This window comes from Qipengyuania pelagi (genome assembly GCF_009827295.1).
Taxonomy (GTDB): domain Bacteria; phylum Pseudomonadota; class Alphaproteobacteria; order Sphingomonadales; family Sphingomonadaceae; genus Qipengyuania; species Qipengyuania pelagi.
In genome coordinates this window covers 163,028-177,148 of the sequence record NZ_WTYD01000002.1, presented here as the reverse complement: position 1 = coordinate 177,148, position 14,121 = coordinate 163,028, and the positions used below count along the sequence as shown (strand labels likewise).

At 64.9% G+C, this 14,121-nt stretch carries 12 protein-coding genes; 8 read left to right on the top strand and 4 right to left on the bottom strand.

Features of this window, described 5'->3' with window-relative positions; translation table 11 throughout:
• Positions 1–10: 10 nt before the first annotated feature.
• Positions 11–799 (bottom strand): Rossmann-fold NAD(P)-binding domain-containing protein, encoded by a 789-nt coding sequence (locus GRI47_RS11640; RefSeq protein ID WP_160661551.1) that lies wholly within the window; start codon positions 797–799, stop codon positions 11–13.
• Between the two features lie 49 nt (positions 800–848).
• Here GRI47_RS11640 and pepN point away from each other — a divergent pair, with 49 nt between their 5' ends.
• The 8 genes from pepN (at position 849) to GRI47_RS11600 (ending at position 10,448) form a co-directional block, all read left to right on the top strand.
• A complete protein-coding gene (gene pepN, locus GRI47_RS11635) occupies positions 849–3,503 on the top strand; it encodes an aminopeptidase N (protein WP_160661550.1) in 2,655 nt (884 codons plus the stop codon).
• The gene (gene pgeF, locus GRI47_RS11630) at positions 3,496–4,158 is read left to right on the top strand and encodes a peptidoglycan editing factor PgeF (RefSeq protein ID WP_237452781.1); all 663 of its coding nucleotides are present in this window, start codon (positions 3,496–3,498) and stop codon (positions 4,156–4,158) included. Before pepN ends, pgeF begins: the two co-directional genes overlap by 8 nt.
• Before the next feature lie 278 nt (positions 4,159–4,436).
• Complete coding sequence (petA, locus tag GRI47_RS11625; RefSeq protein WP_160661548.1) at positions 4,437–5,018, top strand: ubiquinol-cytochrome c reductase iron-sulfur subunit; 582 nt, start codon at positions 4,437–4,439, stop codon at positions 5,016–5,018.
• A gap of 18 nt (positions 5,019–5,036) precedes the next feature.
• The gene (locus GRI47_RS11620; RefSeq protein WP_160661547.1) at positions 5,037–6,329 is read left to right on the top strand and encodes a cytochrome b; all 1,293 of its coding nucleotides are present in this window, start codon (positions 5,037–5,039) and stop codon (positions 6,327–6,329) included.
• A gap of 34 nt (positions 6,330–6,363) precedes the next feature.
• Positions 6,364–7,209 carry a cytochrome c1 gene (locus GRI47_RS11615; protein WP_160661546.1) on the top strand — a complete coding sequence of 282 codons (846 nt, stop codon included), beginning with the start codon at positions 6,364–6,366 and terminating at the stop codon, positions 7,207–7,209.
• Between the two features lie 79 nt (positions 7,210–7,288).
• Complete coding sequence (locus GRI47_RS11610; RefSeq protein WP_160661545.1) at positions 7,289–7,825, top strand: adenine phosphoribosyltransferase; 537 nt, start codon at positions 7,289–7,291, stop codon at positions 7,823–7,825.
• Between the two features lie 110 nt (positions 7,826–7,935).
• Complete coding sequence (locus tag GRI47_RS11605) at positions 7,936–9,804, top strand: cation:proton antiporter (RefSeq protein WP_160661544.1); 1,869 nt, start codon at positions 7,936–7,938, stop codon at positions 9,802–9,804.
• Positions 9,801–10,448 (top strand): OmpA family protein, encoded by a 648-nt coding sequence (locus tag GRI47_RS11600; protein WP_160661543.1) that lies wholly within the window; start codon positions 9,801–9,803, stop codon positions 10,446–10,448. The genes GRI47_RS11605 and GRI47_RS11600 overlap by 4 nt, the downstream gene beginning before the upstream one ends.
• Here the strand turns inward: GRI47_RS11600 and GRI47_RS11595 are convergent.
• Genes GRI47_RS11595 through cysD form a run of 3 tightly spaced genes read right to left on the bottom strand, consistent with a single transcriptional unit; the run spans position 10,445 to position 14,012 of the window.
• Positions 10,445–11,197, bottom strand: a complete 753-nt coding sequence (locus GRI47_RS11595) for a 3'(2'),5'-bisphosphate nucleotidase CysQ (protein WP_160661542.1) — start codon at positions 11,195–11,197, stop codon at positions 10,445–10,447. The two genes, GRI47_RS11600 and GRI47_RS11595, sit on opposite strands and share 4 nt — an antisense overlap.
• Positions 11,194–13,110: a sulfate adenylyltransferase subunit CysN gene (cysN, locus tag GRI47_RS11590; RefSeq protein ID WP_160661541.1), complete on the bottom strand. Its 1,917-nt coding sequence runs from the start codon at positions 13,108–13,110 to the stop codon at positions 11,194–11,196. Before cysN ends, GRI47_RS11595 begins: the two co-directional genes overlap by 4 nt.
• The gene (gene cysD / locus GRI47_RS11585) at positions 13,110–14,012 is read right to left on the bottom strand and encodes a sulfate adenylyltransferase subunit CysD (RefSeq protein ID WP_160661540.1); all 903 of its coding nucleotides are present in this window, start codon (positions 14,010–14,012) and stop codon (positions 13,110–13,112) included. The genes cysN and cysD overlap by 1 nt, the downstream gene beginning before the upstream one ends.
• Between the last annotated feature and the right edge of the window lie 109 nt (positions 14,013–14,121).

Sequence of the window (14,121 nt, the reverse complement as noted above, 5' to 3'; positions counted from 1 at the left end):
AGCCCCCCCTTTAAAGCTCAGCTTCGAGGATCGCCTTCAGCCCTTCGCGATAGGTCGGATAGAGCGGCTCCCACCCCAGCACGCGCTTCGCCTTCCCGTTCGCGACCCTTCGGTTCTCCGCGTAGAAGCCGCGTGCCATCGGACTGAGATCGGCCTCGTCCAAGGTCTGCAAGGGCGGCGGTGCGGAGCCCGTCAGGCGGCAGGCTTCCTCGACCACCGCGTTCTGGCTCGTCGGAAGGTCGTCCGACAGATTATAGGCCCCTGATGGCGCGCTGCTGGCGATCGCCGCCATCACGCCTCTCACTATATCCTCGACATGGACGCGGCTGAAGACCTGGCCCGGCAGGTCGATGCGGTGCGCGCGGCCCTGATCCAGCCTTTCGAAAATGCTGCGCCCTGGTCCGTAAATGCCCGGCAGGCGGAAAACCCGCGCGCCCTTCTCCAACCAATGCGCATCGCATTGTGCCCGTGCGGTGCGGCAGCCTTCGCCGGTCGGGGAGCTTTCGTCCACCCAGGCGCCGCCCGCATCGCCATAGACGCCCGTCGAGGAGAGGTAGCCGAGCCACGTATCACCGAGCAGGTCGCCATAACGGTCCAGCACCGGATCGGTATCGTCGGCGGGCGGGACGGAGGACAGCACATATTGCGCCTGCGCCAATGCGCTCGCGACGGCCTCGCTGTCGTCGAAATCGACATCCCCCGCGCTGCCCGTGGCCGAAACCGTGAAACCTTCGGCGCTTGCCGCTTGCGCGATGCGCTTGGCCGTGTAGCCGAGACCGAAAATGAACAAACGCGCCATGGTCGCGTTCTACCTCCCGAAGCGCACAAGCCAAGGATATTGAGCCCATATGGACATCGCCCTCACGCCCGCCGACGCCGAAGGTAATCCCGAAATGGCGGATGCCGCCGTCCAGCCGCATTCGCCGCCGACGATCTTTCGCGAGGATTACGCGCCCTTTGCCTGGCTGGTGCCGACCACGCGCCTGGAATTCGTCCTTGGGCTTGAGAATACGCGCGTGACCGCCACGCTCGATGTCGAGCGCAACCCCGATGCCGACCCTTCCCCCACGATCCGCCTCAATGGCGACGGGCTGAAACTCATCTCGCTCGAATGCGACGGGGGCGAGTGCGAAGGGCATATGATGGATGGCGACGATCTCGTCGTCACTCTGCCGGGCGAGAAGCACACGCTGACCATCGTCACCGAATTGGATCCCGGCGCTAATTCGCAGCTGATGGGCCTCTATGCCTCGAACGGGATGCTCTGCACCCAGTGCGAGGCGGAAGGGTTCCGCCGCATCACCTTCTTCCCCGACCGCCCCGACGTGCTCAGCACCTATACCGTGCGGATCGACGCGCCCGAGGACCAGTTCCCGATCCTGCTCGCCAACGGCAACCGCACCGGATCGGGCAAGAGCGAGGATAGGATGCACTGGTCCGTCTGGCACGATCCCTGGCCCAAACCCTCCTATCTCTTCGCGCTCGTCGCGGGCGATCTGGTCGCGCGCAAGGACAGCTTCACGACGATGGGCGGGAAAGAGGTCGATCTGGCCATCTGGGTTCGCGACGGCGATCTCCAGCGGACCGAACACGCGATGGAATCGCTGAAACGTTCGATGGAATGGGACGAGAAAGTGTTCGGGCGCGAATACGATCTCGACGTCTTCAACATCGTCGCGGTGTCGGACTTCAACATGGGGGCGATGGAGAACAAGGGCCTCAACGTCTTCAACACCAAATACGTGCTCGCCGATGCGGACACGGCGACGGATGGCGATTTCGACGCGGTCGAGGGCGTGATCGCGCACGAATATTTCCACAATTGGTCGGGCAATCGCGTGACCTGCCGGGACTGGTTCCAATTGTCGCTGAAGGAGGGCTTCACCGTCCTGCGCGACCAATTGTTCAGCCAGGACATGGGCAGCGCGCCGGTCAAGCGGATCGAGGATGTGCGCATCCTGCGCAGCGTCCAGTTCCCCGAGGATTCGGGGCCGCTGGCGCATCCCATCCGGCCGGACAGCTATCGCGAGATCAGCAATTTCTACACCGCGACCGTCTATAACAAGGGCGCCGAAATTATCCGCATGATGCGCAGCATGGCGGGCGAAACGCGCTTTCGCGAAGGGACCGACCTCTATTTCGACCGCCACGATGGCGAGGCGGCGACCTGCGAGGATTTCGTCAAGGCGATGGAGGATGGCGCCGGCCTCGATCTCGCGCAATTCCGCCTGTGGTACAGCCAGGCGGGCACGCCGAAGGTGAGCGTCACGACCAGTCTCGAAGGATCGACTGCAATCGTCGACCTGTCCCAGGAAATCCCGGCGACGCCCGGTCAGGACGAGAAGCAGCCGATGCCGATCCCCCTGCGCATCGCCCTGTTCGATCGCGAAACCGGGACGCATCGCGGCGAGGAGCTGATCGTGCTCGACAAGGGGAAGGTCCGCTTCACCTTCGACGGGTTCGACACCGAACCGGTGCTCTCGATCAATCGCGGCTTCACCGCGCCGGTCGGGATCGAGCGCGATATCGCCCGCGCGGATCTCGCCTTCCTCGCCGCGAAGGATGACGATCCCTTCGCCCGCTACGAGGCGTTGCAGGACCTCGTCACCGGCCATCTGGTCGAAGCGGTCGGCGGCGGCCTGTCCGATTCGACGCGCGACGAAGCGCGCCGTGCGATCGCAGATGCTCTTGAAGCGATCCTCGCCGACGAGGCGCTCGACGACCAGATGCGCGGCGAATTGCTGATCCTGCCGAGCCAGACCTATCTCGCCGAACAGATGCTGGTCGCCGATCCGGGGCGCATCTTCGAGGAGCGCGAGGGGTTGAAGGCGTGGCTGGGCAAGGCGCTCGCCAGCAATTTCGATGCGCTTTACGAACGCGCCGCCGCCGCGCCCGGCGGCCGCGAGGCCGAAGCCGTCGGCGCGCGCAAGGTGAAGACGCTCGCTCTGTCCTATATAGCCGCGGCGGACCCGGATCGGGCGGAAACGCTGGCGACGCGGCAATACGATGCGGCCGACACCATGACCGACCGGCAGGGCGCGCTGATGGTGCTGAGCGGCCTCGAAGGCCTCGCGCGGACCGATCGGCTGGCGGCCTTCTACGAGCGCTATCGGGACAATCCGCTGGCGCTCGACAAATGGTTCGCGATCCAGGCATCCTCGCTGCACCCAAATGTGGTCGAGCAGGTCAAGGCGCTGGCCGAGCATCCCGACTTCACGCTGCGCAATCCCAACCGGGTGCGCTCGCTCTATATGGCGTTCGCAGGCACGGCTCAGGGATTCCATGCAAGCTCGGGCGAGGGCTATCGCATGATCGCGGACCTCATTCTCGCGCTCGACCCGATCAATCCGCAGACCGCCGCGCGCTTCGTGCCGCCGCTCGGCCGCTGGCAGCGGATGGAGCCGAACCGGGCGGCGCTGATGAAGGAGCAGCTCGAACGGATCGCCGCCGCGCCCAAGCTGTCGCGCGATACCTATGAACAGGTCACCCGTTCGCTTGGCTAAGTTGCTGACATCGGACCTCCTGAAGGGCATTCCGCACGGCTTCTCGACGCGCGAGGGCGGCACGGCGGCCGACCTCCTGCCGGACGCCCCGCTGATACTGGCGAAGCAGGTGCATTCGCCCGATGTCGCGGTGGTCGAAGCGCCGTGGGACGGCGATCCGCCCGAGGCGGATGGGCTCGTCGCTGCGAAATCCGGCCTCGTTCTCGGCATCGTCACCGCCGATTGCGCGCCGGTCCTTCTTGCCGACATGCAGGCGGGCGTAATCGGCGCGGCCCATGCGGGCTGGCGCGGGGCGCAGAGCGGGGTAATCGCCAACACCGTCGCGGCGATGGTCGATCTCGGCGCCGAACCCTCGCGCATCGTCGCGGCGGTCGGTCCCTGTGTCGCCCAGTCGAGCTACGAGGTCGATGCGCCCTTCCGCGCCCATTTCGATCCCGAGGACGCACGCTTCTTCGAGACCGGTCGCGAAGGTCACTGGCAGTTCGACCTGTCGGGCTATGTCGCCGAGCGCCTGCGCAAGGCGGGCGTGGAGCGCGTCGAGCTGCTCGGGCGCGACACCTATGGCGATGCGGAGACTTTCTTCAGCTTCCGCCGCGCCACCCATCGCGGCGAACCCACCGGGGGGAGGCAGATTTCGCTTATCGCCCGTGCCTGAGCCCGACTTAGCGTGTCTGAGCCTGCCGTAAGGGCAGGAGCCGACGCGTGCCTGCTTGCCGAAAATGGCGGTTGGCAAGGTGGGATAGAGCGTTTACAGGCCGCGCTAACCGGCATTACCGGGGGTGCGCCGCGCCCCTGAATGCGCGGCGTGAATTGACCTGTCATTGAAAAGGGGCCTGCCCCTCGCGGTCGATTGGCGCCGGATGCCGGTGGGGCAATCCAGTCCGGTATCCTCCGGGCGCGCGAAACGAGACGAGACAGGCAGGCAACGCTCTGATGGCAGATAATGCTGCAACCACCGCTGCGAACACCGATACGCAGGTCGAAACCGCGGCGGGCGAATTCCGCCGTCGCGACTTCATCAATGTCGCCGCCATCAGCGCCGCCGGCGTTGGCGGGGCCGCCGTTCTGCTGCCGCTGATCAGCCAGATGGCACCGTCCAAGGACGTGCTCGCCGAAAGCACCACCGAACTCGACGTCTCCGCGATCGAGCCGGGGCAGGCGATCAAGGCGGTGTTTCGCAAGCAGCCGCTGTTCGTGCGCCGCCTGACGCCTGAGGAAATCGCTGCAGCGGACGCCGTTCCGATCGGCGATCTGCGCGACCCGCAGACTCTCGCGGAGCGGACCAAGGAAGGCCATACCGACATGCTCATCACGATGGGTGTCTGCACCCATCTGGGCTGCGTACCGCTGGGTGCCGCGGAAGGCGAGAACAAGGGTGAGTTCGGCGGCTATTTCTGCCCCTGCCACGGCTCGCATTACGACACTGCGGCCCGCATTCGCAAAGGCCCGGCGCCGACCAATCTCGTCGTGCCGGATTACGAATTCACCACGGACACCACCGTGGTCGTCGGCTGAGAGACAGGATAGAAGATCATGAGCTTTCCCTGGGCGAAACAGTATCAGCCGACCAACGGCCTGACCAAATTCCTCGACGAGAAGCTGCCTGTGCCGCGTCTTGTCTACAATGCGGTCGGCGCGGGCTATCCGGTGCCGCGCAATCTCAGCTATTTCTGGAATTTCGGCGTTCTCGCCGGATTCTTCCTGATGCTCCAGATCGTGACCGGCGTTGTGCTGGCGATGCATTACGCTGCCAATGCCAGCGTCGCCTTCGCGACGACCGAGCACATCATGCGTGACGTCAACTGGGGCTGGCTGATGCGCTACGCGCACGCCAATGGCGCCAGCTTCTTCTTCATCGTGGTGTACATCCACATCTTCCGCGGTTTCTTCTACTCCTCGTACAAGGCCCCGCGCGAGATGATCTGGCTGCTGGGCGTCGTGATCTTCCTGCTGATGATGGCGACCGCCTTCATGGGCTATGTGCTTCCGTGGGGCCAGATGAGCTTCTGGGGCGCCAAGGTGATTACCGGCCTGTTCGGCGCGATTCCCCTCGTGGGCGAGCCGATCCAGGTGTGGCTGCTGGGCGGTTTCGCGCCCGACAATGCCGCCCTGAACCGCTTCTTCTCGCTGCACTTCCTTCTGCCCTTCGTGATCCTGGGCGTGGTGATCCTGCATATCTGGGCGCTGCACATTCCGGGATCGTCCAATCCGACCGGCGTCGAAGTGAAGAGCGAGAGCGACACCGTGCCCTTCCATCCGTATTACACGGCGAAGGACGGGTTCGGCCTGGGCGTCATCCTGCTGCTTTTCTTTGCGATGGTGTTCTTCCTGCCGAACTATCTGGGCCACCCCGATAACTATATCGAGGCGAACCCGCTTTCGACGCCGGCGCACATCGTCCCCGAATGGTATTTCTGGCCGTTCTACGCGATCCTGCGCGCCTTCACCTTCGACTTCATCCTGCCTGCCAAGCTGTGGGGCGTGCTGGGGATGTTCGCGGCGATCCTGATGTGGTTCTTCCTGCCCTGGCTCGACAAGTCGCCGGTGCGCAGCGGCCATTATCGCCCGCTGTTCCGCAAGTTCTTCTGGTTCGGCCTGATCCCGGCCATGGCGGTGCTGTTCTATTGCGGCGGCGCTCCGGCAGAAGAGCCCTACGTGATGCTCAGCCAGATCGCGACCGCCTATTACTTCCTGCACTTCCTGGTGATCATCCCGATCGTCAGCCAGGTCGAGAAGCCCGAACCGCTGCCCTATTCCATCACCGAAGCGGTGCTGGGTTCGGACAAGAAAGCCGTCCTCGGCGAAAACACCGAGCCCGCGGTTTGACGCGACGCAAAGCTACGAGAGAAGAGACTTTCGCATGATCCGCATCATCGCCATCCTCGTCGGCCTGGGTTTCGCCTTCGTCGCGCTCATCTCCTTCGTCGTCGGCGCCTATACCGCCGCGACCGAAGAAGCGCCGAGCACGCACCTGCCTTACGAGCACCCGCAAGACGTCAACTTCTCGTTCGACGGCCCGTTCGGCACCTGGGATTACGGCCAGCTCCAGCGCGGCTACAAGGTCTACAAGGAAGTCTGCTCGGCCTGCCACAGCCTGAAATTCGTCGCTCTGCGCAATCTCGGCGAACTCGGTTACACCGAAGCGCAGGTGAAGGCGGAAGCCGCGACCTGGACCGTGCCCGGCATCGATCCCAATACGGGTGAAGCCAGCACGCGCCCCGGCGAACCGACCGATTATTTCCCCAAGCCCTATCCCAACAATGTCGCGGCCGCGGCGGCGAACAACAATGCCATCCCGCCGGATCTCTCGCTGATCACCAAGGCGCGCGCCGACGGGACGAACTATGTCGCCTCGCTGCTCACCGGCTATCGCCCGCCGTCCGAGGAACTGCTCGCGGAGCATCCCGAGGCCGCGCCTGGTCCGGGCCTCTATCACAACGTCTACTTTCCGAACATGAACCTCGCCATGGCGCCGCCGCTGACCAGCAATGGGCAGGTGACCTATGACGACGGGACCGAAGCGACCATCGGCCAGATGGCGACCGACGTGGCTGCCTTCCTGACCTGGACGGCCGAGCCGACGCTGGTGAAGCGCAAGCAGACCGGCTGGCCGGTGCTGATCTTCGTCCTGTTCGCGACGATCCTCGCCTGGTTCTCCAAGACCCAGATCTGGGCGGCGGTTAAGCCGAAGAAGACCAAGGCCTGATCGACATCGCGAATATCGAACTATCCGGCCTCCCGCGCTTCACGGCGCGGGAGGCCCTCTGCTTTCAGGCGGTCGCGCAGTGACGCCCGCCGAGCTTCAGGCGCTGATCCGTACCGTGCCGGATTTCCCTGCGCCGGGAGTCCAGTTCCGCGACATCACGACGCTCATTGCCCATGGGGATGGCCTGAAGGCGAGTGTCGCCCATCTTGCCGCCCATGCGCGTGATGCCGGGGCGCAGGCGATCGCGGGCATGGAAGCGCGCGGCTTCATCTTCGGTGCGGCGGTGGCGATCGAACTCGGTGTCGGCTTCGTGCCGGTCCGCAAGCCGGGCAAGCTCCCGGTCGAGACCATCGGTATCGATTATGCGCTCGAATACGGGGTGGACCGGCTTGAAATGGACCCGAAGGCGGTCGCGCAGGGTCAGCGCGTGGTGCTGGTCGACGATCTGATCGCGACCGGCGGCACGGCCTGTGCCGCGGCAAAGCTGCTGCGGCAGGCGGGGGCAATCGTGGACCATGCGGCTTTCGTCATCGACCTGCCGGACCTCGGTGGCGCGAAAAGGCTTGCGGAGATCGGGGTCTCCGTCTCCGCGCTCATGGATTTCGCTGGCGAGTGATGCGCCCCTTAAACCACGCAAGAAACAGCATTTTTGTCTTGCAACATCTTGGCCAGTCGCGTCCATTATCGCGCGTGCAGGCACGAACAGGGGGCATCGCGGCCTAGGCCATGGAAGAACAAGCGATCGTGATCGCCCTTGTGGGCATATTGGGCATCGGGTCCCAATGGGTGGCCTGGCGCACAGGATGGCCGGCGATCGTGCTGATGCTGGCGGCGGGATTCCTGGCGGGGCCGGTGTTCGGCCTGTTCGATCCCGAACACGCCTTTGGCGAATTGCTCGAACCCATGATTGCGGTCGGCGTCGCGCTGATCCTGTTCGAAGGCGGGCTGAGCCTCGATTTCCGGGAGCTGCGCCATTCGGGCCAGGCGGTCTGGCGCCTCGCCACGGTGGGCGTGATCGTGGGCTGGTTCCTGGGTGCGCTCGCCGCGCATGAAATCGCGGGGCTGGTCTGGCCGGTCGCCGTCCTGTTTGGCGGCATATTGGTGGTGACGGGGCCCACCGTCGTCATCCCGCTGCTTCGCCAAAGCTCGGTCCAGCAGCGTCCGGCGACGATCCTGAAATGGGAAGCAATCGTCAATGATCCGACCGGCGCACTGTGCGCGGTGATCGCCTATGAATATTTCCGCAAGGTCGCGGAAAGCCCCGGCGCCTCGCTGATCGAGGTGGTCCCGCCACTGATCATCGCGGCGGTGCTGGCGGGCCTGATCGGCTATGTCGCGGCGGTCATCATCGCCTGGGCCTTCCCGCGCGGCGCGGTGCCGGAATATCTCAAGGTTCCGGTGATCCTGACCGCAGTGATCGCGGTGTTCGTGATTTCCAATCTGATCGAGCACGAGGCCGGCCTCGTCGCCGTCACCGTGATGGGCATCGCGCTGGCGAATATGAACGTGTCGAGCCTTCGGAGCATTCATCCGTTCAAGGAAAATGTCGCGATCCTGCTCGTCTCGGGCATTTTCATCGTGCTGTCCGCCTCGCTCAAATGGGAGGACCTGTCCTATCTCAACTGGCGGTTCGGCGCGTTCCTGGTGGCGCTGCTGTTCCTGGTCCGCCCGCTGACGATTATCATCAGCCTTCTGGGCAGTTCGATTCCCTGGAACGAGCGCCTGTTCCTCGCCTGGATCGCCCCGCGCGGCATCGTGCTCGTGGCGATTTCCGGCCTGTTCGCGCTGCGCCTGACCGAATTGGGCTTCGGCGACGGAAATGTCCTGATCGGCTTGAGCTTCGCCGTCGTCGTGGCGACGATCGTGGCGCACGGCTTCACCATCGACATTGTTGCGCGGCTGCTCAAGGTGAAGGGGCAGACCCGCCCCGGCCTGCTGATCGTGGGCAGCACGCCGTGGACCATCGCGCTCGCCGAACAGATGCGCGATCTTAAGACGCCCGTCACCGTGGTCGATTCGAGCTGGCAACGCCTCGCCCTCGCGCGAAGAAAGGGCGTGCCCTATTATCACGGCGAAATCCTGAACGAGGCGACCGAGCACAATCTCGATCTGAGCCCGTTCCAGACCCTCGTCGCGGCGACCGATAACGAGGCCTACAACACCCTCGTCTGCAACGAGTTCGCGCATGAGGTCGGGCGCGATTCGGTCTATCAATTGGGCGAGGCGGGGGACGAGGACGATCGCCATGCCCTGCCGGAAGCGCTACGGGGCCGCGCGCTGTTCGAATCGGGCTGGGGCGTGACCGAGGTCAGCGAACGCCAGCAACAGGGCTGGGTCTTCCGCAAGACCAAGCTGTCGGAGGAATTCGATTTCGAAGCTGCGCGTGAGAAGCTGCCCGATGGCGCGCACATGCTCCTGTTGCTGCGGGATAACGGGCGGATGCGCTTCTTCACCCACGCCGCGCGGCCCGAACCGCGCGCGGGCGACATCATCATCAGCTTCTCGCCCCAGGCGCGCACCGCAGAGGACAGCGCGGCGAAGAAGGCCCTCAAGAAAGACAAAGAGAAAGGCGGGCCCAAGCCCGAACCAGCATGACCGATCCGTTACCGCGCGCTTCGACCGTCCGCCTGATGACCGGCCTCGGCCTCGCCCTTGCTCTTACGACGGCGCTGGCCGCCTGCGGTTCCGATGCCGAGCGCGCGCCTGCTCCCGAACCCAGCTCGACCGCAACCGGGGTGCAGAATTCGATCATACGTGACGATCTCGCCGATTCGGAGCCTCTGCCCCCGCCGCCGCTCGCGCCGCTGGATGGGCGCATCGGCTTCCCCGAAGGCGGGGCGGAGCTGTCCGAATCGGCGACCGCCGACCTCGATACCCTGTTGCAATCGCCCCAGATGGAGGCGGGCGGGCCGATCGTCCTGCGCGCCCATAGCGATGCGAGCGGTCCGGGCGATGCCAATGAGCGCGCGTCCCAAGCGCGCGGCGAGGCGGTGCGCGATTATCTGGTCGAAAACGGGATCGACAAGGACCGGATCACCATCATCGCCTTCGGAGAGCAGAACCCGATCGCGCCGAATGCGAAGCCCGATGGGACACCGAACGAACAGGGGCGTGCCGCCAACCGCCGGGTCGAAGTGCATGTCGCGCTTCCGGGCGCTTCGGAAGAAGCCGCGCCCGAAGAGATCGAGAAAGCCGAACCCACCGTGGCGGAAAATCTCTCTCGCGCGAGTGCCGATTAAGCGATCGCGTCGAGAATAGGCCCGGCCAGCTCCGGCCGGCAGATCAGCAGATCGGGCAGATAGGTGTCGCGAGCGTTATAGCGCAACGGGCTGCCGTCGAGGCGCGAGCAATGCAGGCCATGGCCCAGCGCCACCGCAACCGGCGCGCAGCTGTCCCATTCGTGCTGGCCGCCGGAATGGAGGTAGATTTCCGCCGCCCCGCGCACCACGGCCATTGCCTTCGCACCGGCAGAACCCATCGGCACGATCTCCGCATCGATCGCCGCCGCCGCCTTGTCGGCTTCGACTGGCGGACGGGATCGACTGACCACCATGCGGGGGCGGCCCGTTGTCGGATCGCGCAATAACGGCTGGTCTGACCGCAACACGCGCTGTCCTGCCATCCCCGGCAACGCCACCGCACCAAGGCTCGCCACGCCATCCACAGCGAGGCCGACATGAACCGCCCAGTCGGGTCGCCCCTCGCCATATTCGCGCGTCCCGTCCACCGGATCGACGATCCAGACACGGCGTTTGCCGAGCCGTTCGGGCGTGTCGCGCGTCTCCTCGCTCAGGATACCGTCATCGGGGCGCGCATCCCTGAGCGCCGCCATCAGCAGAGCATTGGCGCGCCTGTCGCCTTCGTCCCCTAGGGCGCGGCCGGAAAACTCGCCCTGTTCTCGCAGCGCCAGCAGCAATTCGCCCGCTTCGTAAGCGAGCCGTGCCGCAAGATCGTCATCGGTTTCCGGCTGCTGCTCGATATCGGTCATTTCAGCGGCATGATCCGCGACACGATGTAATCGGCCGCATCTTCGGGCGTCATGTCCACCGTGTTGACCCGGATTTCCGGCGCCTGGGGTTCCTCGTAAGGGCTGTCGATCCCGGTGAAATTCTTGAGATTGCCCGCGCGCGCCTTCTTGTAGAGGCCCTTCACGTCGCGCTGCTCCGCCACCTCCAGCGGCGTATCGACAAAGATTTCCACGAACTCGCCCTTGGGCAGCATGTCACGGATCATCTGCCGCTCCGCGCGGAAGGGGCTGATGAAGGCGGTGAGGACGATCAGACCCGCATCCGCCATCAGTTTCGCGACCTCGCCGATGCGGCGAATGTTCTCGATCCGGTCGGCCTCGGTAAAGCCCAGATCCTTGTTCAGCCCGTGGCGGATATTGTCCCCGTCGAGCAGGAAAGTGTGGCGATTCATCAGCGCCAGCTTCTTCTCGACCTCGTTGGCGATGGTGGATTTGCCCGAGCCGGACAGGCCGGTGAACCACAGCACGCGCGGGGTCTGGTTCTTGAGCGCGGCGTGATCCTCGCGCCCCACGCTGGTGGCCTGCCAGTGGACGTTCTGCGCCCTTCGCAGCGCGAAATGGAGCATCCCCGCCGCGACCGTCTGATTGCTCACCTTGTCGATCAGGACGAACCCGCCCAGCGTGGGGTTCACATTATAGGGTTCGAACACGATGCGCCGCTCGGTCGTCACTTCGGCGACGCCGATCGCATTGAGGCCGAGGCTGGTCGCGGCCAGCTTCGCCATGGTGTTGACGTTGATCTCGTATTTCGGCTCGGCGACGGTGGCGGTGACCGTCTGCGTGCCGAGCTTGAGCCAGTATCCGCGCCCCGGCTTCAGCGGCTGCGCATCCATCCACACGATCGTGGCTTCGAACTGGTCGGCGACCTCGGGCGGATCGTCCGCCGATGCGATCACGTCTCCGCGCGAACAATCGACCTCGTCCGTCAGCGTCAGTGTGATCGAATCGCCCGCCTGCGCCTCGGCCCGGTCCCCGTCGAAACCGGGGATCGCCTTGACCGTGGTGGTCGATCCCGAGGGGAGGATGCGCACTGCATCGCCCGGCGCGATCCGGCCGCTGGCGATCTGGCCCGCAAAGCCGCGAAAATCCTGGTGCGGGCGATTGACCCACTGGACCGGCAGCCGGAAGGGCGCATCCTGCCCCGCATCGCCGCGCACCGGGATCGCTTCGAGATGGCTGATTAGGGTCGGACCGTTCCACCACGCCATCGCGTCCGATCTGGTCGCGATATTGTCGCCGCTCACCGCCGCCAGCGGGATCGCGGTGATACGATCGATCCCAAGTTCTTCGGCAAAGGCGCGGTATTCGGCCTCGATTGCGTCGAACCGGTCCTGGCTGAAATCGACGAGGTCCATCTTGTTGACCGCCAGCACCATCTCGCGAATGCCCAGACGGTGGCACAGGAAGCTGTGGCGGCGCGTCTGGGTCAGCACGCCCTTGCGTGCATCGATCAGGATGACGGCGGCATCGGCGGTGGAAGCGCCGGTGACCATGTTGCGCGTATATTGTTCGTGGCCCGGACAATCGGCGACGATGAACTTGCGCGCCTCGGTCGCGAAGAAGCGATAGGCGACGTCGATCGTGATGCCCTGTTCGCGCTCCGCAGCGAGCCCGTCGACGAGGAGCGCGAAATCGAGCTCCGCCCCGCGCGTGCCCGATGCCTTGCTGTCCGCCTCCAGCGCTTCCAGCTGGTCGGCGAAGACCCGGCGGCTGTCATAGAGCAGGCGCCCGATCAGCGTCGATTTCCCGTCATCCACGCTGCCGCAGGTGATGAAGCGCAGCATGTCCTTGTCGCGATGGGACTCGAGATAGGCGCCGATATCCTCGTCGATGAGCGCGTCGGCGCGGTAGGAAGTGTCGTCCGATCCGTGCATCAGAAATACCCCTCCACCTTCTTGCGCTCCATCCCCGCACCCGAATCGTCCTTGTCGATCGCGCGGCCTTGGCGTTCGCTGGTGGTGGTCAGCAGCATTTCGCGCACCACGGCTTCGAGTGTGTCCGCCTCGCTCTCGACCGCGCCGGTGAGGGGATAGCAGCCGAGCGTGCGGAACCGGATCGAGCGCATCTGCGGCGTCTCTCCCTCGCGCAGGGGGAAGCGCTCGTCATCGACCATCAGCAGCATCCCGTCGCGCTCCACCGTGGGGCGGGGCTGCGCCAGATAGAGGGGCACGATCTCGATATTCTCGGCCATGATATATTGCCAGATGTCGAGCTCGGTCCAGTTCGACAGCGGAAAGGCACGCAGGCTCTCGCCCGGCGCCTTGCGCAGATTGTAGAGGTTCCAGAGTTCTGGCCGCTGGGCCTTGGGGTCCCATGCATGGCTGGCGCTGCGGAAGCTGACGACGCGTTCCTTGGCGCGGGATTTCTCCTCGTCGCGCCGTGCGCCGCCGAACGCCGCATCGAACCCGTAATGGTCGAGCGCCTGCTTCAGCCCTTGCGTCTTCCACATATCGGTGTGGAGAGGCCCGTGATCGAAAGGGTTGATACCCTGCTCCTTCGCCTCGGGGTTCTGCCAGACGAGCAGCTCCATCCCCGCATCCTTCGCCGCCTTTTCGCGCAGATCATACATCGTGCGGAATTTCCACGTCGTGTCGACATGGAGCAGCGGGAAAGGCGGCGGGGCGGGATGGAAGGCCTTGCGCGCGAGATGCAGCATCACCGCGCTGTCCTTGCCGACCGAATACAGCATGACGGGCTTGGCCGCCTCGGCGACGACTTCGCGCAGGATATGGATGCTTTCGGCCTCGAGCCGATCGAGATGGGTGCGGCTGGTCATGATCGAGGGGCGAGGTAGGAGCGGGCCCGGCGCGACGGAAGAAACATTTCGTGTCGCACGGACAAGCGCCCGGTGATCGGCCAACGCGGATCTGTCGGTGCAAACCGGT